This is a genomic window from Methyloversatilis universalis EHg5, assembly GCF_000378945.1.
GTDB classification, from domain to species: domain Bacteria; phylum Pseudomonadota; class Gammaproteobacteria; order Burkholderiales; family Rhodocyclaceae; genus Methyloversatilis; species Methyloversatilis universalis_A.
In genome coordinates this window covers 3,514,740-3,535,082 of record NZ_KB900539.1, presented here as the reverse complement: position 1 = coordinate 3,535,082, position 20,343 = coordinate 3,514,740, and the positions used below count along the sequence as shown (strand labels likewise).

Here is a 20,343-nt window from a genome sequence, read left to right as displayed (position 1 = left end):
AGACGCACGCAATGAACAAGCTACTCGCCGCCGGTCTGCTCGCAGCCGGACTGTGCACCCAGGCCTTCGCTGCCAGCGAAGCCGATGTCGACACCGCCTTCGAGCCGTACAAGAAGGGCTTCCCGACCTTTCCGGGCCTGAGCGTGGGCACCGTCATCAGCAAGGACAACGTCGACCAGTTCAAGGACGCGCTGGACGCCGGCATGTACATGGTGATCAAGAACGGCTGGTACCAGATCAAGGTCGGCGAAACGCTGAGCTTCCCCAACCCCAAGGGCTATGTCGAGGCCACCCGCAAGAACCTGAACAAGACCAAGCTGGGCGCGAAGACCGGCGAGATCGAAGGCTTTGCCGGCGGTCGCCCCTTCCCGGAAGAACCCAGCACCTCCGATCCGCGTGCTGGCGAGAAGGTGGCGTGGAACTTCAAGTACGGCGCGAACTGGGGCGACAACGCCGCCATCCATCCGTTCTACTGGAAGTACCGCAACATGACGACCGGCCAGCTTGAGCGGACGCTGAAGTTCAACTTCTTCTTCCTGAACTTCAAGCACCGCACCGACCACGCGCCGACGCCCGAGGTGACGCCGAATGCGGCCAACCTCTATCGCGCCATCTACGCCCAGGTGCTGGAGCCGCAGGATCTGAAGAACACGCAGCTGCTGATCCAGAAGTACGAGGACGACACCAAGTTCGACGATGCCTACCTCTACCTCGGCTTCCAGCGCCGGGTACGCCGCCTGGCGGCGGGGCAGGTGACCGATTCCTTCCTCGGCTCCGACCTGATGATCGAGGACTTCGAAGGCTATGAAAGCCGGGTGTCGGACATGCAGTGGAAGTTCATCGGCACGAAGAACCTGCTGATGCCCTACTACAAGCACAACGACATGAAGCTGTCGGACGAATTCAAGGAAGAGGACGGCTACAAGTACGTGAGCTTCACCGGCCAGGGCGAGTGCTTCCCCGACATCACCTGGCAGTTGCGCAAGGTGCACATCGTCGAAGCGGTGGCGGTCAATCCGGCCCACCCGGTGAGCAAGCGCGTGATGCATTTCGATGCCCAGGTCTATGGCGCGTCGCGCACGCTGGTCTACGACCGCAAGGGCGAGCTGTGGAAGAGCTGGACCATCGGCAAGGCGCACCCGGACTTCCACCTGCCGATCAACAAGGGCACCGGTGTCGCGCTCGACGATTCCTTCTCGATGGTCGACGTGCAGGCCAAGCACTGCACGACCGGCCAGTTCAAGGGCAAGGTCGATCCCAAGCTGAGCCCGGCCAACCTGTTCCAGGTGCAGAACATGCGCGGCGGCAACTGAAGCCCGCCCCGGTCACGCGTGTCCGCGTGACGCCAACGGTGATGTGAGCAGCACTCCTCGTTCCCGGTTCGCCGGGACACGCCCCGACACGGATACCCCCCGTGCCGGGGCTCTTTTTTTCGGCCTACCGTCTTCGCGAACACGCCCGCTGACGATTTCCGCATTTGAAGAAAGCGCCGTCGCGTCAAATGCCGAAACCCTTGTGCGCAGAGCGACATCCGCCGGCTGCGGGTGCGGAAAACGCTTTCCGATCAGATGCTTGTCCTTCGGGTGGCGGATGGCACGGTGATTGCAAAACCGGATGCAGCGCGATCCGAGTTCGCGCATCACAAGAACATCCGGAGGACACATGAATCACTGCTGCAACCGGGCCAGCACGCAGAACGTGCAGGCCATGGCGCAAGGCGTTGCACGATGAGCGCCCCCGACCTGCCGGTCGTCGTGACCCGCCATGTGCGGGTCGCCGACGACATCGTTCATATCGTGCTGGAGTCGCCTGCTGGCACGCCGCTGCCGGCCTGGAACGCCGGCGCCCACATCGACCTCGAGCTGCCGAACGGCGCGGTGCGTCAGTACTCGCTGCTCGGCGACCCGGCGCAGGTCACGCGCTACGAACTGGGCGTGCTGAAGGAGGCTGGCGGTCGCGGCGGCTCGCGCAGCGCGCACGAGGACGTACGCGCCGGCATGCAGCTGCGCATCGGCGCACCGCGCAACCTGTTCGCGCTGCAGCCGGCGCGCCGCACGCTGCTGTTCGCCGGCGGCATCGGTATCACGCCCATGCTGGCGATGGCGCAGCAGCTGGCACACGGCCGGGCCGATTTCACGCTGCATTACTGCAGCCGCACGCCGGCGCGCACCGCTTTCATCGACCGTCTGCGCGACGCGCCCTGGGCCGACCGGGTGCGCCTGCACTTCGATGACGGCGACCCGCGGCAGAAGCTGGACACCGCCGCGGTGCTCGCCACGCCGTCGCCGGATACCCACCTCTACGTGTGCGGGCCATCCGGCTTCATGGCGCACGTGATCGACAGTGCGCGCGCTGCCGGCTGGGCCGACGCGAACATCCATTCCGAATCCTTTTCCGGGGGCGCCTCGGCGCGCAGCGGCGACGAGGCCTTCAGCGTGCGGCTCGCACGCAGCGGCGGCACGGTGGAGGTCGCCGCCGGCCAGACCGTGGCGGCGGCGCTGGCCGCCCATGGCGTCGACGTGGCGCTGTCCTGCGAACAGGGCATCTGCGGCAGCTGTGCGGTGCGCGTGCTCGACGGCGAGCCGGACCACCGCGACTGCTTTTTCACCGAGGCCGAACACGGTGCAGGCGGCTGTTTCACGCCCTGCTGTTCGCGCTCGAAATCCGCGCTGCTGGTGCTCGATCTCTGATCGGAGCCAGCGGACGCACCCAGGTGCCCGGTGTCCGCCGGGCGCATCACGACAAGACGGAGGAGACAGAAGAATGAATACCCATGTGCTGGAAAAGACGGTCGAAAAGAAGGTCGAAAGGAAGGTCGAGTTCCTGACCGACTGCTGGTATGTCGCGGCGCTTGCGGGCGAGGTGCCGGCGGAGGGCCTGTTCCACCGCCGCATTCTCGACACCTCGGTGCTCATCTACCGCAAGGCCGACGGCACGCCGGTGGCGCTGCACGACCGCTGCCCGCACCGCTTCGCGCCGCTGCACCTGGGCAAGCGCATCGGCGACGACGTGGTGTGCGCCTACCACGCGCTGCGCTTCGACTGCAGCGGCGCCTGTACGCACAACCCGCACGGCAACGGCCTGATTCCGAAGGCGGCCAAGGTGCGCAGCTTTCCGCTGCTGGAGAAGTACGGCTTCGTGTGGATCTGGATGGGCGACGCCGCGCTGGCCGACCCGGGGAAGCTGCCGGACTTCGGCCCGCTGGACGACGGCCATCCGAACGCGCTGGCGCACACCTACATGCGCATGGACGTGAACTACGAGCTCATCATCGACAACGTGATGGATCTGAGCCACATCGACCATGTGCACAGCGAAATCATCAGCACCCGCGGCCAGCTGTCGCCGCTGGTGCCGGCGGTGCAGGAGGGCGCCGCCAGCGTGAACGCCCGCTGGGAGTGGAGCCAGCAGCCGGCCATGCTCATCTTCGCGAACTTCCTGCCGGACCCGGCTGCGCCGGCCCGCCACTTCTTCGACATCACCTGGACGCCGCCGGCCAACATCCAGCTCACGGTGGCGGCGGTACAGGATGACGGCCCGCTGACGCTGGACCACTGCACCGGGCAGTACGACCTGCATACCTGCACGCCGGAGTCGGCGACGACCACCCATTACTACTTCGCCACCCGGCGCAATCACGATGTCGAGAACGCCGAGTACAACGCGATGAAGATACGCGCCATGCACGCCGCCTTCGAGAACGAGGACGGTCCGGTCATCCAGGCCACGCAGGACGAAATGGGCACCACCGATTTCTTCTCGCTGAGCCCGGTGCTGATGAGCAACGACATCGCCGCGGTGCGGGTGCGCCGGCTGCTGAAGAAGCTGATCGACGCCGAACGCAGCAGCGGTCTGCGCGCGGTCGGCTGACGTGGTTCGTCTGAATCGTCCTCGCGTGCAGGGGCGGGAGCCCGGGATACATGCCTGCGCCGGCGGGCACTGGAACGCCCCCTGCCCGTGATGCGGCGGTGAGCGGGCCGACGGCAGCGGTCAGCTCCGTGCGCCCGCGTCGCTCCGTTGGAAATCCCGCCCGCCGCCCTCATCTGTCCGGAACGACTTTCCGGCCGTCACGAATCCGTGTCATCGTGACGGCCGCATCGATTCCGGAGATCAGGGTGACCGAATTGCTGGCCCAGTACGGGCTGTGGCTTCTTTTTGCGGTGGTGCTGGCGGAACAGCTGGGCCTGCCGATCCCGGCGGTGCCGCTGGTCATGCTGGCGGGCGCCCGGGTGGCGGACGATCCGCTGTACGGCGTGCTGGCGCTCGCGGTTGCGGTGGCCGCCTCGGCGCTGGGCGACGCCGCCTGGTATGTCGCCGGCCGCCTGCACGGTCACCGCGTGCTGCGGCTGCTGTGCCGCATTTCGCTGTCGCCGGACACCTGCGTGCGGCAGAGCGAATCCACCTTCACCCGCTACGGCATCGCCACGCTGGTGATCGCCAAGTTCGTGCCTGGGCTGTCCACGCTGGCGCCGCCGCTGGCCGGTGCGCTCGGCATGAAGCCCTCCGCCTTCATGCTGTTCAACACCGCCGGCGCGGTGCTGTGGGCCGGCGCGGCGCTGTTGCTGGGTCTGCTTTTCGCGGCCCAGATCGACGCGGTGCTCGACGCGCTGGCCGAAATGGGGATCTATGCCGCGGCACTGGTCGCCGTGCTGCTCGCGCTCTACATCGGCTGGCGCTGGCTGGACCGCCGGCGCGCGCTGCGCCAGCTGCAGTCGGAGCGGGTGGCGCCGGAAGACCTGCTGGCCATGCTGGACCGCGGTGACGCGGTCACCGTGGTCGATGTGCGCTCCGGCCTGATCACCGAAGCCGAGCCGGTGCGCATACCGGGTGCGCTGCACATCGAACTTGAACAGATCGCCAGCCAGCTGCACCGGCTGCCGCGCGACCTGCCGCTCATCGTGTACTGCGCCTGCCCGAACGATGTGTCGGCAGTGCGCGCCGCGCTGAAACTGCACGCCGCCGGCCTGAAGCACGCGCGCCCGCTGCGTGGCGGTATCGACGGCTGGCGTGCCGCGGGCTACAGGGTCGAAGGTCTGGAGGCCCGCTTGTCCTGATGCTGTTCCGCGCCCCGGTGCCGGGCGCTCTGGAACAGGGGCGATGCCTGATCCGAGGCCGCATCGCGGCGAGGCGCCGCTCCCACGACACGGGCGACAGCCAGCGCAGATTCGGGTGGGAGCGGCGCCCTCGCCGCGATGCGGCGGGTGTCCGGCGCGGTCGTCTGAATCCAGGCCGCAATCGCAGTGCCCGGAAGACAGCGACCTGAACGAGGCCCTGCGCCAAAAAACGGCGCTCAGCTGCCGGTGCGCTTCTTCGTGCGGTATTCGAACTGCCCCCGCCTCAGCCCCAGCAGCCGGGCGGCGGCAGACAGGTTGCCGCCGGTGCGGGTCATTGCGTGGTCGAGCAGGCGCTGTTCCAGTTCTTCGAATCCGAGGCCGGCATCGACCAGCGAGGCGATCAGGCGGTCGAGGCCGTCCTGCGGGCGTTCGCCCGGCGCGGGCTCGGTGGCTTCGCGGGTGAGCCGGCCACCGGCCGACAGGTTGAACATCGGCTGGGTGAGCCGTTCGCCGCCGGAAAACAGATGCTGCACGTCGAGGTTGCCGCCGTCGTCGGCCAGGATGACCGCGCGCTCGACGATGTTCTCCAGCTCACGCACATTGCCCGGCCAGTCGTAGGCCCACAGCGCTTCGGCGGCGCGCTGGGTGAGGCCGGCGATGCGCTTGCCGAAGCGCTTCGCGTAGCGCTCGACGAACACGTTCACCATCAGCGCGATGTCCTCGCGCCGCTCGCGCAGCGGCGGAATCTCGATCGGGAACACATTGAGCCGGAAGAACAGATCCTCGCGGAAGCGGCCGGCCGCGACTTCGGCGCGCAGGTCGCGGTTGGCGGCGGCGACGATGCGTACATCCACCGGCCGCACCCGGGTGTCGCCGACCCGCTCGACCTCGCCCTCCTGCAGCACCCGCAGCAGCTTGCCCTGGGCCGGCATCGGCAGGCTGCTGATTTCGTCGAGGAAAAGCGTGCCGCCGTGCGCGCGCTCGAACTTGCCCGGCCGTGACGCATGCGCGCCGGTGAAGGCGCCGCGCTCGACGCCGAACAGCTCCGCTTCGACCAGCTCGGCCGGGATGGCGGCGCAATTCACGCCGATGAAGGGCCCGTTCGCGCGCGGGCCGATGGCGTGCAGGGTTTTCGAAAAGCGCTCCTTGCCGACACCGCTTTCGCCGGTGAACAGCACGGTGGCGTCGGTCGGGGCTACCCGGCGCAGCAGATGGGCGACCGAATTGAAGCCGGCGGAGGCACCGACCAGGTCTGGCAGGCCGGCCGGAGCTGCGGGCGCCGCAGCGGCGCCGGCCGAACTGCGGCCGCGCGGCGCCGATACGAAGTCCTCGATCTGCAGGAAGGCGAGGTCGTCCGCGCTGTCTTCGCATTCTTCCAGCGGCCGGCCGATCACCCGGCAGCGGGCGTGGCCCATGGCCACGCATTCCAGTTCACGCCACAGGATGGGGCGCCCCATCAGCGTGGTGGTGAAGCCGTTGGCATAGCCGGTCATCATCCAGCAGGCCGGCGAGCCGCTGACGCCGAAATGCTTCAGATGGGCTTCTGCCTCCCACGAGGCCTGCCAGTAGTAGTCGCCCCAGAACTCGCCGCTGTCGGTGCTGAACTGCATGCGTTCGACCGCCTGGTTGCGCACGAATCCTTCGATTTCGCGCAGCCGCGGGCCCAGCGCCAGCGTGCGCTTGAGCGTGTCGTCGGTGTCGCCGCCTTCGGCTTCGCGCAGGCAGCGCGCGTCGGCCACGCCCTGCTGGTAGCCCATGCGGGTGAACAGTTCGCGCGTGCGGTCCAGCCCGAGCCGCTCCACCAGTTCGTGCCTCAGCGCGGCCACCGAAAAGCCGTGCATCAGCAGCATGCGCTGGTCGAACAGCAGGATGTGGCCGCTGTCCGGCGCGAAGTGCACGTTCTTCGCCAGCGTGCGGTCGTCGATGGCGTCGGTGATGGCGGTCAGCGGGCCGTGGGAAGGACGGGGCATGGCGGAATCCAGTCGTCGGTATGCCGGAAATGCCGCAGGTGGCGGTGGGTGCGGTTTCGCCAAATCATGAAATCACTGGTGAAAAATGTCGAGATTTTTATTGAATCTTCGAATAAACAGGGGCTTGCCATGCAGCTTCTGGCTGGTACGGCGATTGCAAAGCCTTGCTGCCCGGACACGAGCCGGGCCATGACAACAGATGGAGGATGGAGAAATGCCGATGACGGGCGTGCTGCGCCCGGGTCATGTCGCGCTACGCGTGACCGACCTGGATGCCGCGGTAAAGCATTACGGGCAGGTGCTGGGCCTGATCGAGACCGGGCGGGATGCCCAGGGTCGGGTGTATTTCAAGGCCTGGGACGAACACGACCACCACAGCGTGGTGCTGCGTGCGGCGGAGGCGCCGGGCATGGACTACATGGGCTTCCGCGTGGACAGCGAAGCGACGCTGGACCGTCTGGCGGCGGAGATTGAAGGCAGCCGCCTGGCGAGCGACCTGCAGTGGGTGGCGGCGGGCGAGCATATGCACACCGGCCGGCGCTTCCGCTTCACGGTGCCGACCGGGCACGCGATCGAACTGTTCGCGACCAAGGACAAGGTGGGCAACGGACTGCCGGACGTGAATCCGGACCCGTGGCCGGACGGTCTGATCGGCATGCAGCCGACCCGTTTCGACCACTGCCTGCTGTACGGCGATGACGTCGATGGCACGGTGAAGCTGTTCACCGAAGTGCTCGGCTTCAAGATGGCGGAACAGGTGATGGCCGGTGACGTGCTGGTCGGTGCTTTTCTCACCTGTTCGACCAAGCCGCACGACATCGCCTTCATCCGCAATCCGGAGAAGGGGCGCTTCCACCACTGCTCCTTCATCCTGGATACCTGGAATGACGTGCTGCGCGCGGCGGACATCATTTCGCGCAAGGACGTGTCGCTGGACATCGGCCCGACCCGGCACGGCATCACGCGCGGCGCCACCATTTACTTTTTTGATCCGTCAGGCAACCGCAACGAGGTGTTCGCCGGCGGCTACATCCATTACCCGGACAAGCCGGTGATCACGTGGAAGGTGGAAGACCTCGGGCGGGCGATCTTCTATCACGACCGCAAACTGAACGAAGCCTTCCTGAACGTGCACACCTGAGGCGCCGGTACGGAGCGCCTATTGGCGCTCCGGCCGGTCGGTCAGGCCGTGGATGTCACGCCGCGGGTATCCTTCGGCGCGTATGCGCGTCCACACGGCGCGCTTCTCGTCCGGCGTCATGAATACCCAGTTCGCCACTTCCATGACGGTGCGGCCGCAGCCGCGGCACACCTCGTCGAACAGCGTGCTGCAGATGGCGACGCAGGGTGTGTCCGGCTCGTCGGCCGGTGACGGTTCGCTCATCGCATCAGGCCGGCAACGAAGGCATCGAGCTTGCGCGCATCGACGTCGAAGCGGCGTATGCCGTCCGACAGCTTTTCGACCGCCATCGCGTCCTCGTTGTGCAGCCAGCGGTAGGCCCGCTCGTCCAGCGTGACGCGTTCGGCCGGCGTGGTGCGGGTCGGGTCGAGCTGGCGCTCCAGTTCGCCGGGCAGGGCAGCCATCTGGTCCAGCAGATCGGGGGCGATGGTGAGCAGGTCGCAGCCGGCGAGCGCCTCGACCTGACCCACCTTGCGGAAGCTCGCGCCCATCACTTCGGTGTGATAGCCGTGCTGCTTGTAGTAGTTATATATGCGGGTGACCGAAGCGACCCCCGGGTCCTGTTCCAGCGGAATGTCGGCCACCTTCTGCTGCGCGCAGTACCAGTCGTAGATGCGCCCGACGAAGGGCGAAATCAGTGTGACGCCGGCGTCGGCACAGGCGATGGCCTGGGCCATGCCGAACAGCAGCGTGAGATTGCAGTGGATGCCGTCGCGCTCCAGCTTCTCCGCTGCACGCACACCTTCCCAGGTGGTGGCCAGCTTGATCAGTACGCGGCTGCGCGAAATGCCGGCTGCTTCGTACAGCGCGATCAGGTGGCGTGCCTTGGCGATGCTGGCTTCGGTGTCGAAGCTCAGGCGCGGATCGACTTCGGTCGACACCCGGCCGGGTACGTGTTTCAGGATTTCGCAGCCAAAGGCGACGAACAGCCGGTCGATCGCGCCGGACAGATCTTCGCCGGCCGCCTTCGCCTGCGCCAGCGCACCATCGAGCAGCGGCCGGTAGCGAGCGTCCTGCGCCGACTTCAGCAGCAGCGACGGATTGGTGGTCGCGTCCTGCGGCTTCAGCCGCGCAATGGATTCGATGTCGCCGGTGTCGGCGACCACGGTGGAGTGCTGTTTCAGCGAGTCGAGATGCGTGGTCATGCGGAAGTCCGTAACAAGATCATGCGGCGGGGCTGGCAGTGTGCCACCCCCGGGGGCAGGTTTGGCGGGCATTGCCGGTTTCGCGTATCGTGCGCCATCCTTGTTGCAGACCCTGGAGCGCCATGAAGCTGATGCCGGAGAGCTTCCGAACCCGCCTGGTGCTGCTGTGCGGCGGGCTGGGCCTGCTCATCGGCCTGCCGGCCTATCTGTACATCAATCACGTGTACGCCCAGCGTCTGCTGGACGACCGCGGCGAAGCGCTGCACGAACAGGCGGTCGCGGTGGCTGCGGTGATCGCCGAAAACCTGAACGAGCGCCGACGCGAGGTGGAGCTGCTGTCGCGCACACCGCTGTTCCGGCAGGCGCCGCTGGACAGCGTCGAATTCCAGCCCAGCCTTGAGCGGCTGCAGAAATCCTACCCCGCCTATTCCTGGATAGGACTGTCCGATGTGGACGGCGTCGTGCGCGCCTCCACCGCCGGCCTGCTGATGGGGGCCGACGTGTCGCAACGGCCCTGGTACACCGGCGGACGCAAGGGCCCGCATCTGGGTGACGTGCATGACGCGCTGCTGCTGAGCCGGCTGCTCAAGCCCGAGCCGGATGGTGCGCCCATCCGCTTCATCGATTTTTCGGTGCCGGTGTACGACGATTCCGGCCGCCTGCGCGGCGTGCTCGGCGCGCATGCTCACTGGCGCTGGGCGGGCGAGGTGCTGCAGGTGCTCAAACCGCGTGAGGCCGAAAAGCTGGGGCTGGAATTCCTCATCGTGAACCGACAGGGTCGGGTGATCCACCCGGAGCGCGATGCGCTGACGCTGCCGCTGGCCGAGCGCCTGCAGGCCCGGCGTTTCGTGATCGATCGCTGGGGCAGCCAGACTGACTACGTCACCGCGCTGGCGCCGGTGCGCGAAGTCGTTCCGGAGGCACCTCTGGGCTGGCAGGTGGTGGTGCGCCAGCCGCTGGATACGCTGACCGCCGACGTGGCCGAACTGCGGCGCGCGGTGCTGCTGTTTTCGCTGCTGGCCGGTGGCACGCTGTGCCTGCTGGCCTGGTGGGCTGCCGGCCGCCTGAGCCAGCCGCTGGAATACCTGGCGCTGCAGGCCCGGCGCATCGAAAAGGGTGACGAGTCTGCCGACCTCGCGATACCGGGCAGCACGCGCGAAGTGGTCCATCTGGGGGCTGCGCTGCGCAGCATGGCCGCTACGCTGATCCACCGGCGCGAGGCACTGGAAGCCAGCAACCGTGATCTGGAAGCCCGGGTGGCGGAACGGACCGCCGAACTGGCGCGCCTGAATGATGAACTGCGTGATCAGGCCAGGCGGGACGCGCTGACCGGCCTGCCCAACCGGCTGGCGGCCAACGAGCGGCTGCGCGGGGAATTCGTCCGCATGAAGCGGATGCGCAGCGCCTATGCGGTGCTGGTGCTGGACATCGACTACTTCAAGCGCATCAACGACGGCCACGGCCATGCGGCCGGCGACGCGGTGCTGCGCCATGTGTCGGCGGTGCTGCGCGGCGCGCTGCGCGAAACCGATTTCGTCGCTCGTTTCGGTGGCGAGGAATTCCTCATCCTGCTGCCTGCAACGCCACTGACCGATGCGGCCGCGGTGGGCGAGAAGGTGCGCACGGCAGTCGAGAACTCGCCGACCGAGGCGGTCGGCATGGTCACGCTGAGCATCGGCCTGGCCATGGCTGACCCCGCGCATCAGGACGAGGATGTCGCGGTGCGGGCGGCCGATGCGCTGCTCTATCAGGCCAAGTCGGCCGGCCGGAACCGGCTGGTCGCTCCGAAGGCGGCCTGAAATTTCCTTGCAGATCCACCCTTGAAATCGGAACTGGGCGCCACTACTATTAGCACTCGTTGGCAGTGAGTGCTAACACGGCGACGCGCTGTGTCGCATCGCCCCGAATATCGTCAAACGTCGCGACTGGGTTCGCGTCTTCAATCCTCAAGGAGTCATTGCATGAAAATCCGTCCGTTGCACGACCGCGTGCTGGTCAAACGTCTGGAAGAAGAGCGCAAGACCGCCTCGGGCATCGTGATTCCCGATTCCGCTACCGAGAAGCCGGATCAAGGCGAAATCATCGCCGTGGGCACGGGCAAGATCCTGGAAGACGGCAAGGTCCGTCCGCCGGCAGTCAAGGCCGGTGACCGCGTGCTGTTCGGCAAGTACGCCGGCCAGACCGTGAAGATCGACGGCGAAGAACTGCTGGTTCTGCGCGAAGAAGACATCGTGGCCGTGGTCGAGGCCTGAGCCTCCCCGTCGCTGCAACCCCTACATCGGAGAGATTAAATGCCTGCAAAGCAAGTCCTGTTTTCTGACGACGCACGCGCCAAGATCGTCAATGGCGTCAATGTGCTGGCCAACGCGGTCAAGGTCACCCTGGGCCCGAAGGGCCGCAACGTGGTGCTGGAGCGCTCGTTCGGCGCCCCGACCGTGACCAAGGACGGCGTGTCGGTTGCCAAGGAAATCGAACTGAAGGACAAGTTCGAGAACATGGGCGCCCAGCTGGTCAAGGAAGTCGCTTCCAAGACCTCGGACAACGCCGGTGACGGCACCACCACCGCGACCGTGCTGGCCCAGGCCATCGTGCGCGAAGGCTTCAAGTACGTCGCGGCCGGTTTCAACCCGACCGACCTGAAGCGCGGCATCGACAAGGCGGTTTCCGCCATCGTCGAAGAGATCAAGAAGATTTCGAAGCCGACCACCACCAGCAAGGAAATCGCCCAGGTCGGCTCGATCTCGGCCAACTCCGACAGCGACATCGGCAACATCATCGCCGAAGCGATGGACAAGGTGGGCAAGGAAGGCGTCATCACCGTCGAAGACGGCAAGTCGCTGAACAACGAACTGGAAGTGGTCGAAGGCATGCAGTTCGACCGTGGCTACCTGTCGCCCTACTTCATCAACAACCCGGACCGCCAGATCGCCGTTCTGGAAGCCCCGTTCGTGCTGCTGCACGACAAGAAGATCAGCAACATCCGTGATCTGCTGCCGGTGCTGGAACAGGTCGCCAAGGCCGGTCGTCCGCTGCTGATCATCGCCGAAGACATCGAAGGCGAAGCGCTGGCCACCCTGGTGGTGAACAACATCCGCGGCATCCTGAAGACCGTTGCGGTCAAGGCGCCGGGCTTCGGCGATCGCCGCAAGGCCATGCTGGAAGACATCGCCATCCTGACCGGCGGTACCGTGGTGGCCGAAGAAGTCGGCCTGTCGCTGGAAAAGGCCACGCTGCAGGATCTCGGCCAGGCCAAGCGCATCGAAGTGGGCAAGGAAGAAACGACCATCATCGACGGCGCCGGCTCGGAAGATGCCATCCAGGCTCGCGTTGCCAACATCAACACCCAGATCGACGCCGCCACCTCGGACTACGACCGTGAAAAGCTGCAGGAACGCAAGGCCAAGCTGGCCGGCGGTGTTGCGCTGATCAAGGTCGGTGCCGCGACCGAAGTCGAAATGAAGGAAAAGAAGGCCCGCGTGGAAGATGCGCTGCACGCCACCCGCGCTGCGGTGGAAGAAGGCATCGTTCCGGGCGGCGGCGTTGCGCTGCTGCGCGCTCGCGCCACCATCAGCGAACTGAAGGGTGAAAACCCGGATCAGGACGCCGGCATCAAGATCGTGCTGCGCGCGATCGAAGAGCCGCTGCGCCAGATCGTCGCGAACGCCGGTGACGAGCCGTCGGTCGTGGTGGCCAAGGTGCTGGAAGGCAAGGGCAACTTCGGCTACAACGCCGGCAACGGCACCTACGGCGACCTGGTCGAACTGGGCGTGCTGGATCCGGCCAAGGTGACCCGTTCCGCGCTGCAGAACGCCGCTTCGGTGGCCGGTCTGATCCTGACCACCGACGCGCTGGTCGCTGAACTGGCCGACGACAAGCCGGCCATGGGCGGCGGCATGCCGGGTGGCATGGGCGGCATGGGCATGGACATGTAATGTCCTTCCGGCCGCTGCGGCGGCCGGAGCCCGGTCAGCTGACCACGAAAGGCCCGCACTCAGGTGCGGGCCTTTTTTCGTCTACGCACCCGATTCATGCGGCGTGGATGGGCGCGCAGCAAAGGTCGGCCGGGGCGGGGCGGACGCGGCGGGTGAAACCGTACAGGGGAAAGGGGAGGGCGGCGCGCGCCAGAAAAATTGGTGGGGAGCACCCCGTGCAGGGGAAGGGTGCTCCCCGGGGCGTTCCGTGTGACCGGTGTGCCCCCGCGGACCAAAAGAAGAACAGCGCTGCGCAGACTATTCTTGAGCGCTTACATCTCCCTTACACTGACGCGCAGTGGGGTTATGCGGCTGACGGTCGCAGCGCCCGGACGAACGCAGCAGACGTTCATGGAGGAGGCGGCCGCAAGGCCGGATTGCGATGCATATTCTGCTTGCCGAGGACGACCCGGTCATTTCCGATGCCGTGGTCAGGGCGCTGCGACGCGCCGGTTACGCGGTCGACAGCGTGGCCAGCGGCGGTGAAGCCGACGCTGCGCTGCACGGCCAGTCCTTCGATCTGGCCATCATAGACATCGGCCTGCCCAAGCTGTCGGGCATCGAGGTGATCAAGCGCATGCGCGCGCGCAAATGCACGACGCCGGTGCTGATACTGACCGCGCAGGACGGCATCGATGACCGCGTGCGCGGGCTGGATGCCGGCGCTGACGACTACATGTGCAAGCCCTTCGCGCTGCCCGAGCTGGAGGCGCGGGTGCGTGCGCTCACCCGGCGCGGTACCGGCATGCCCACCCGCATCGAGGTCGGGGCGCTGGCCTATGACCAGACCGACCACGTGGCCAGCGTCAATGGCCAGCCGATCGAACTGTCGGCGCGCGAGACCGCGCTGCTCGAAGTGCTGCTGCTGCGTGCCGGCCGTCTTGTAAACAAGGAACAGCTGGTCGATCACCTGTGCGGTTGGGGTGAGGAAGTGAGCAATAACGCGATCGAGGTCTATGTGCACCGCCTGCGCAAGAAGATCGAGCACAGCGGCCTGCGCATCGTGACCCTGCGCGGTTTGGGCTACTGCCTGGAAAGACCGGATGCCGTCGCGTGACAAGCTGAAGCTGCGCCGTAACAAGTCCACTGGCGAGAAGACCGGCGAATACAACTCGCTGTTCGGCGAAATCCTCGACTGGATGCTCGCGCCACTGATGTTCGTGTGGCCGATCAGCATCGCCATCATCCACAACGTGGCTGACGACATCGCCCATGCGCCCTATGACAAGGTGCTCGGTGACAGCGTGTACGAACTGAGCCGGCAGGTGCGCTTCACGCCGGTCGGCGCCATCTTCGTCAAGCCGCCGCAGATGCGCGACCTGTTCCACATCGACGGCGAGGACATCATCTACTACCAGGTGCTGGGCGGCGCCGGCGAACTGCTGGCCGGTGACAGCGAAGTACCGGATGTGCCGGATGATCCGAAGTGGAAGCCGGGCGAGCTGTACTACCGCGGCGGGCGCATCAACAACGAGGACGTGCGCATCGCCTACATGTTCCAGCCGGTCACCACCATTCCCGGCTCCTATGTGACGGTGCAGGTCGCGGAAACGCTGAACAAGCGCGAGGCGCTCACCTCACGCATCCTGTCCGGCGTGCTGTTGCCGCAGTTCGTCATCATCCCGATCGCGGTGGTGCTGGTGTATTTCGGACTGGGTCGCGGTCTGTGGCCGCTGAAGCGGCTGCAGGCGGTGATCGAGACCCGGCGGCCGACCGACCTGTCGCCGATCGATGTGCGCAGGGTGCCGGAAGAGCTCAGGCCGCTGATTCACGCGCTCAATGACATGATGCTGCGCCTGGAACTGAATCTCGCCGCGCAGCAGCGCTTCATCGCCGACGCCGCGCACCAGATGCGCACACCGCTGACCGGACTCAGAAGCCAGGCCGAACTGGCGCTGCTGGAGCAGGATCCGGCACAGATCCGTGCCTGCATGGAAAAGATACTGCTCAGTTCCACCAATGCCGCCCACCTGATCAACCAGCTGCTGGCACTGGCGCGAGCCGAAGCCAGTTCGGAAAAAGTGCATGCGGTAGAGCGGGTGGAACTGAACGGGCTGCTCGAAAGCCAGGTTGCTGACTGGGTGCCGGCGGCGCGCCGGCGTCATATCGACATCGGCTTCGAGCGCGCGCACGTGCCGCTGCATGTCGACGCCAATCCTGTTCTGCTGGGCGAAATGTTCAAGAACCTGATCGACAACGCGATCAAGTACACGCCGCGCGCTGGCATGGTGACCGTGAGGCTGAAAGCCGACATACGCGCCATCGTCGAAGTCGAGGACTCGGGTCCGGGCATTCCTGCAGAAGACCGGGAGCGGGTGTTCGAGCGCTTCTACCGGGTGCTGGGTACCCAGGTCGAAGGGTCGGGGCTGGGTCTGCCCATCGTGCGCGAAATCGCCGAACTGCACCGCGCCGAGGTGGAGCTGCTCGGCGCCCATCCGGCGAGTGAGCAGGGCTACACCGGCCTCATCGTCCGCGTGTCCTTTCCGCGGGTGATCGAGGGGGCGGCAGTTGCACCGCGCGAGGCCTGAGCACGGGTATGGACGGAGTCGAGATTGCGCTGCGCTTGGTCGTTCTGCTGAAAGGGCTGAACGAACTGCTGCTGCTGACTCTGCTGGGTCAAGGGGCGCTATGGCTGCTGGCCGGCACGCGTCGCGAAGACAATCTGATCTATGGCGCCTTCAGCCGTGTCGGCCGGCCGCTGTTCCGGCTCTGTCGCCGGGTGCTGCCGCGCTTCGTGCCGGATCGCTGGATGCCGGTGTTCGCGTTCGTCTTCCTGCTGCTGTTCGAGCTGCTGCTCATCATCGCCAAGGTGGTACTGTTCGCGCAGATGGCGGCCGTCTAGCCGGGTGATCAGGCGTACTTGAAGGGTGCGGATGATCGGAAACCCTTTGACAGACTTCCGATCAACGACTATTATCTTCGACTCACCTGGCCTGGTAGCTCAGTTGGTAGAGCAGCGGATTGAAAATCCGCGTGTCGGTGGTTCGATTCCGCCCCAGGCCACCAGATTTCCGGACGGCCCGCCTTCATGGCGGGCCGTTTTCGTTTACGCGTCCGGATGGGTGCAGCGCCGGGATCGATGCGGATGGAATGAAGGGAAACGGCAGGGGAAGGGCGGCAGTGGCCGTCTGCGGGGTCAGTGACTCAGCGCTGCCGCGGACCTTTGTCCGGTGCGATTTGGATGACTCGTGCGGCTCAGGCCGGCAACGCGTAACGTGCCGACATCTCTTCAAGCAGCTGGTCGTACAGAGGCCGCATGAAGGGCGGAAGGTGCTCCATCAGTTCCCTGCGGTAGATGACCGAGGGTACGCGCTTGCCGCGGTGTTCCACCGCCTGGCCGATCAGGTGGATGCGGAATCCGAGCGCGGTCAGGTGGCGCGCCAGTCTTGCTTCTGTCAGCGTAAACAGATGTTCAACGCCGTGCAGTTCCGCGGCGGCGAGCAGGCCCAGATAGAGGCCGACCGGGATGTAGGGGAAGCGAGGCTGGTCGCGGGTGCCCAGATCTTCGTCTGAAATCGCGATCGGGCCGCCGCTGTCGCCCTTCCGCTTGCGGTAATCCGACAGCACTGCGAGTCGCGAAATTTCGACCATGTGCCGGCGATCGATGCGGGCGGGGTCGATGGTGGTACGGTCTATCGCGTCGCTGCACAGATGCTCGAAGGGCAGCTCGGCGGCCGGATCTGCCGGATCGACCTGTACCAGTCGCACGCAGCCGACGATGCGACCGCTGCCCTGCGCGCGCAGCGCGATCAGCAGCGACTGCGCATCGTACTGATCGGTTTCCTCGTGATCCGGATTGACTTCCTCGTAGCCCAGTTCCTCGCAATACACCTGGTGCCGGACGCGGTACACCTCATGCCTCATCGCTTCGTCCACGGCGGCTTCCACCGCGAAATACTTGGCGAAGTTTTCCTTGAGGCTTCCGACTTCGAGCAGAAACATGATGATCTGACCGGGTGAGCCGCGGGTGTGTATCCCGCGTGCGCTGAACTGTTCTTCTTACTGTAGTTTCTTCAGGTATTCCTTGTCGAACACCTTGTCCGGAATTTCGCGGATCTGCATGGCGCCGTACTCGAGTACCGACTGCTCGCCCGCCTTCAGTGCGTCCTGCATGGTCAGCCGGGTCGGTCGCAGCTTGCCACCCAGTGTCTTGTATTCGTCATAGACGCAGGTTTTCAGCAGCTTGTCGGACAGTGAATAGAACTCGGCCTTGTGCGGCGCATTGTTGGCGGCACGCACCCACAACAGCACACGGGCATAGGTCACGCCGCGGTCGACCGCACTCAGTTCGAGTACGTGGTGGTCCTGACCATCCACCTTCTCGGTGCGCAGCAGCTTGGGTGTGTAGTCACCGGAGAAATTGGCGCGCGCCAGATCGCCGTTGGCCACCTGACCGGTCAGTCGCTGTGCCAGCGACAGGCGGACCGGCTGCGATACGGTGGGCAGGAACACCCAGAGGTCGCGCGCCTTCATCAGCAGGATCTGGCCGCGCTCGGATGCCGGCTCGGTGGTCTGCACGATGGTGTTTTCGTTGCCCTTGGACAGGATGCGGTACTTGCGGAATTCCTCGCCGCTCGCGGTGGTCGAGGTGACGCTGACTTCCACCTGGAAGGGCTCACGCGGGAACCGGATGGTGTCGGCCTTTTCCAGTATACTTGCGGCATCTTGGGCGTACGCCTGCGACGCAACCCACAACGGTGCAGTACAGGCCGCGGTCGCCGCGAGGATACGCAGCAGGGCATGGCGGGCGCGTCGTGCGCATCCGGGCGCAGTCGTTGCCTGCGGTGCGCAAGGGGTGTTCGGATGATTCATGTTCTTGTCTCCAGCACCGGGCGCATGACCCGTTTTCTGAACCGGGCTTCCAGATGAACAACGTCGTCCAGATCCGGAATGTGAGCCGCAGCTACATGCTTGGCGGCCAGCAGGTCAATGCGTTGAAGAATATCACGCTGGATATTGAGGACGGCGTGTTCATCGCCATTGCGGGGCCGTCCGGCAGCGGAAAATCAACGCTGCTCAATCTCATCGGCTGCATCGATACGCCAACCTCTGGTCAGATACTGATCAACGGTCAGGACGTGTCCGGTCAGACGCCAGACGAACTGGCCAGCCTGCGTGCTCGCACCATCGGTTTCATCTTCCAGACCTTCAATCTGCTGCCGGTGCTGTCGGCCTACGAGAACGTCGAATACCCGCTGCTTCAGCTGCCGGAAATCGGCAAGGAAGAGCGTGACCGTCGCGTACGCTACTTTCTCGAAATCGTCGGTCTCGGGCAGAAGATGACTCACCGGCCGAATCAGCTCTCCGGCGGTCAGCGTCAGCGGGTGGCCATCGCCCGCGCGCTTGCGGTTCAGCCTGCCATCGTGCTGGCCGATGAACCGACCGCCAACCTAGATCGCAAGACCGGCGATGCCATTCTCGAACTGATGCGCGAGATCAACCGCACGATGAAGACCACCTTCATCTTCTCGACGCACGACAAGCGGGTGATGTCGATGGCGGATCGCCTGGTGCGCATCGAGGACGGCGAGCTGACTGCGCTGGGCGTGCAGAAAGCGCCGGGCGAATGGGCTTACGTCAAACCACCGAAAACCGCTTCACTTCAGGCAGCCGCTTCATGATGCGTCGTTCCTTTCCGTCCTTCCGCCGTGTGCCTCTGGCCGCGCTGACCTTTGCTGCAGCCTGCGCACTGTCGCCGGCGCAGGCTGCCGATTCGCTCGACGACCTGTTCGCGGACCCGCCGGCCGAAACCGATGGCAAGGCGAAACAGGCGGACGGCAAGGCGGCCGATGGCGCGGCGAGCAGTGGCGAAGGTATGTCCGGCTGGCGCGGTTTCAGCCAGTTCGAACTGGCGCGCACGGTGTCCGGTGACAGCCACTGGTCGAAGGCGCGCTGGCGCAACGAACTGGGCCGCAGCGGCAGTTTCGGCCAGGGCATCAAGTGGAAGGCGGTCGGCCGCATCGATTACGACCTCGCCTACGGCTGGGAGAACGATTTCTACCCGGCTGCGGTGCGCGATGACCGCCGCAGCGAATTCGCCTGGCGCGAGGTGTATGTCGACATGCCGGTCGGCGATGTCGAACTGCGGCTGGGTCGCCAGCACATCGTGTGGGGCGAAATGGTCGGCCTGTTCTTCGCCGACGTCGTATCGGCCCGGGACATGCGCGAGTTCTTCACCCAGGAATTCGATCAGCAGCGCATTCCGCAGTGGGCGGCCCGCGCCGAGTACTTCCGCAACGACTGGCGCGCCGAGCTGATCTGGGTGCCGTACGTGAGCGTGGACAACATCGGTCGCTTCGGCGGTGATTTCTATCCGACCCAGCCGGCGATCCCCGGTGTCAATGCCCGCTACGAAGCGCAGCAGCGGCCGGATTCGAAGCTGAGCAACTCGAACTACGGCCTGCGGGTCGGTACCCTTGTGAAGGGCTGGGACCTGTCGGCCTTCTACTACCGCAGCCTGGACGTGAATCCCACCTTCGCTCGCCGCTTCGCGTCGCCGACCACGGTCATCTATACGCCGGAGCATGACTGGATACACCAGTACGGCGCTACGCTGACCAAGGATTTCGGCAGCTTCCTGCTGCGTGCCGAAGGCGTGCTGACGCGTGATCGCCGGTTGCCGGTGTCGTCCGCGCTGCCTGATGGTCTGGTCCGGCAGGACATGGTCGACTATGCAATCGGCCTCGACTTCCCGTTCCAGAACGAATCGCGCTTCAACATCCAGTATTTCGAGCGCTACCACATCGACCGCAACGCCGACCTGCTGGCGTCGAAGCGCGAGAATGGCATGGCGCTGCTGTACAACCACAAGTTCGACGAGCGCCTTGAAGGCGAAATGCTGTGGGTGCAGTCGCTGGTGCGCAACGACTACATGTTCCGCCCCAAGCTCATCTGGCGGGTGCAGTCGAACTGGCGCGCCCAGTTTGGCGCCGATCTGTTCGGCGGCAATCCGAATGGCTATTTCGGCCGCTTCGGGAATTCCGACCGCTACTACGGCGAACTGCGCTACTCCTTCTGACCTTC

General features: G+C 65.5%; 18 protein-coding genes and 1 tRNA gene. 14 read left to right on the top strand and 5 right to left on the bottom strand.

From position 1 onward, the window contains the following. The first annotated feature begins 11 nt into the window (after window positions 1–11). The 4 genes from METUNV2_RS0116140 to METUNV2_RS0116125 all read left to right on the top strand — a co-directional run bounded on the left by METUNV2_RS0116140 (window position 12) and on the right by METUNV2_RS0116125 (window position 5,054). A complete protein-coding gene (locus tag METUNV2_RS0116140) occupies window positions 12–1,313 on the top strand; it encodes a DUF1329 domain-containing protein (protein ID WP_018230512.1) in 1,302 nt (433 codons plus the stop codon). A 414-nt stretch (window positions 1,314–1,727) separates the two neighbouring features. Then, on the top strand, window positions 1,728–2,690 hold the full coding sequence (locus METUNV2_RS0116135) for a PDR/VanB family oxidoreductase (RefSeq protein WP_018230511.1): 963 nt from the start codon (window positions 1,728–1,730) through the stop codon (window positions 2,688–2,690). Between the two features lie 73 nt (window positions 2,691–2,763). Then, window positions 2,764–3,870 carry an aromatic ring-hydroxylating dioxygenase subunit alpha gene (locus METUNV2_RS0116130; protein ID WP_018230510.1) on the top strand — a complete coding sequence of 369 codons (1,107 nt, stop codon included), beginning with the start codon at window positions 2,764–2,766 and terminating at the stop codon, window positions 3,868–3,870. Window positions 3,871–4,115: 245 nt separating this feature from the next. Continuing rightward, window positions 4,116–5,054: a VTT domain-containing protein gene (locus METUNV2_RS0116125; RefSeq protein ID WP_018230509.1), complete on the top strand. Its 939-nt coding sequence runs from the start codon at window positions 4,116–4,118 to the stop codon at window positions 5,052–5,054. Window positions 5,055–5,290: 236 nt separating this feature from the next. On the opposite strand, the gene METUNV2_RS0116120 is transcribed toward METUNV2_RS0116125, so the two are convergent. After that, a complete protein-coding gene (locus tag METUNV2_RS0116120) occupies window positions 5,291–7,024 on the bottom strand; it encodes a sigma-54-dependent Fis family transcriptional regulator (protein WP_018230508.1) in 1,734 nt (577 codons plus the stop codon). Between the two features lie 214 nt (window positions 7,025–7,238). Here METUNV2_RS0116120 and METUNV2_RS0116115 point away from each other — a divergent pair, with 214 nt between their 5' ends. Next, window positions 7,239–8,165 carry a catechol 2,3-dioxygenase gene (locus METUNV2_RS0116115; RefSeq protein ID WP_018230507.1) on the top strand — a complete coding sequence of 309 codons (927 nt, stop codon included), beginning with the start codon at window positions 7,239–7,241 and terminating at the stop codon, window positions 8,163–8,165. Between the two features lie 18 nt (window positions 8,166–8,183). Here the strand turns inward: METUNV2_RS0116115 and METUNV2_RS0116110 are convergent, their stop codons facing one another. After that, window positions 8,184–8,408, bottom strand: coding sequence for a DUF1289 domain-containing protein (locus METUNV2_RS0116110; RefSeq protein WP_018230506.1), 225 nt, complete (start codon window positions 8,406–8,408; stop codon window positions 8,184–8,186). After that, window positions 8,405–9,349 carry a transaldolase gene (gene tal / locus METUNV2_RS0116105; RefSeq protein WP_018230505.1) on the bottom strand — a complete coding sequence of 315 codons (945 nt, stop codon included), beginning with the start codon at window positions 9,347–9,349 and terminating at the stop codon, window positions 8,405–8,407. The genes METUNV2_RS0116110 and tal overlap by 4 nt, the downstream gene beginning before the upstream one ends. 122 nt (window positions 9,350–9,471) lie before the next feature. On the opposite strand from tal, the gene METUNV2_RS0116100 reads away from it, so the two are divergent. The 7 genes from METUNV2_RS0116100 (at window position 9,472) to METUNV2_RS0116070 (ending at window position 16,326) form a co-directional block, all read left to right on the top strand. Beyond that, on the top strand, window positions 9,472–11,148 hold the full coding sequence (locus METUNV2_RS0116100; protein ID WP_018230504.1) for a sensor domain-containing diguanylate cyclase: 1,677 nt from the start codon (window positions 9,472–9,474) through the stop codon (window positions 11,146–11,148). A 162-nt stretch (window positions 11,149–11,310) separates the two neighbouring features. Next, window positions 11,311–11,601 carry a co-chaperone GroES gene (groES, locus tag METUNV2_RS0116095; RefSeq protein WP_018230503.1) on the top strand — a complete coding sequence of 97 codons (291 nt, stop codon included), beginning with the start codon at window positions 11,311–11,313 and terminating at the stop codon, window positions 11,599–11,601. A gap of 39 nt (window positions 11,602–11,640) precedes the next feature. After that, entirely contained in the window at window positions 11,641–13,281 is a 1,641-nt protein-coding gene (gene groL / locus METUNV2_RS0116090; RefSeq protein WP_018230502.1) for a chaperonin GroEL, read from the top strand. Window positions 13,282–13,702: 421 nt separating this feature from the next. Next, complete coding sequence (locus METUNV2_RS0116085) at window positions 13,703–14,377, top strand: response regulator (RefSeq protein WP_018230501.1); 675 nt, start codon at window positions 13,703–13,705, stop codon at window positions 14,375–14,377. Further along, window positions 14,364–15,848 carry a sensor histidine kinase gene (locus METUNV2_RS0116080; RefSeq protein WP_018230500.1) on the top strand — a complete coding sequence of 495 codons (1,485 nt, stop codon included), beginning with the start codon at window positions 14,364–14,366 and terminating at the stop codon, window positions 15,846–15,848. The genes METUNV2_RS0116085 and METUNV2_RS0116080 overlap by 14 nt, the downstream gene beginning before the upstream one ends. 8 nt (window positions 15,849–15,856) lie before the next feature. Further along, complete coding sequence (locus tag METUNV2_RS0116075; RefSeq protein WP_018230499.1) at window positions 15,857–16,162, top strand: hypothetical protein; 306 nt, start codon at window positions 15,857–15,859, stop codon at window positions 16,160–16,162. A gap of 88 nt (window positions 16,163–16,250) precedes the next feature. Beyond that, a tRNA-Phe gene (locus METUNV2_RS0116070) sits at window positions 16,251–16,326 on the top strand. A 189-nt stretch (window positions 16,327–16,515) separates the two neighbouring features. On the opposite strand, the gene METUNV2_RS0116065 is transcribed toward METUNV2_RS0116070, so the two are convergent. Together METUNV2_RS0116065 and METUNV2_RS0116060 are read right to left on the bottom strand one after the other, a co-directional pair. Then, a complete protein-coding gene (locus tag METUNV2_RS0116065) occupies window positions 16,516–17,262 on the bottom strand; it encodes a PEP-CTERM/exosortase system-associated acyltransferase (protein WP_018230498.1) in 747 nt (248 codons plus the stop codon). 57 nt (window positions 17,263–17,319) lie between these two features. Continuing rightward, on the bottom strand, window positions 17,320–18,132 hold the full coding sequence (locus METUNV2_RS0116060) for an outer membrane lipoprotein-sorting protein (RefSeq protein ID WP_026188224.1): 813 nt from the start codon (window positions 18,130–18,132) through the stop codon (window positions 17,320–17,322). Between the two features lie 53 nt (window positions 18,133–18,185). Here METUNV2_RS0116060 and METUNV2_RS0116055 point away from each other — a divergent pair, with 53 nt between their 5' ends. Both METUNV2_RS0116055 and METUNV2_RS0116050 read left to right on the top strand, forming a co-directional pair. Then, the gene (locus tag METUNV2_RS0116055) at window positions 18,186–18,941 is read left to right on the top strand and encodes an ABC transporter ATP-binding protein (RefSeq protein WP_018230496.1); all 756 of its coding nucleotides are present in this window, start codon (window positions 18,186–18,188) and stop codon (window positions 18,939–18,941) included. Then, entirely contained in the window at window positions 18,938–20,338 is a 1,401-nt protein-coding gene (locus METUNV2_RS0116050) for a DUF1302 family protein (RefSeq protein WP_018230495.1), read from the top strand. Before METUNV2_RS0116055 ends, METUNV2_RS0116050 begins: the two co-directional genes overlap by 4 nt. Window positions 20,339–20,343 lie beyond the last annotated feature (5 nt).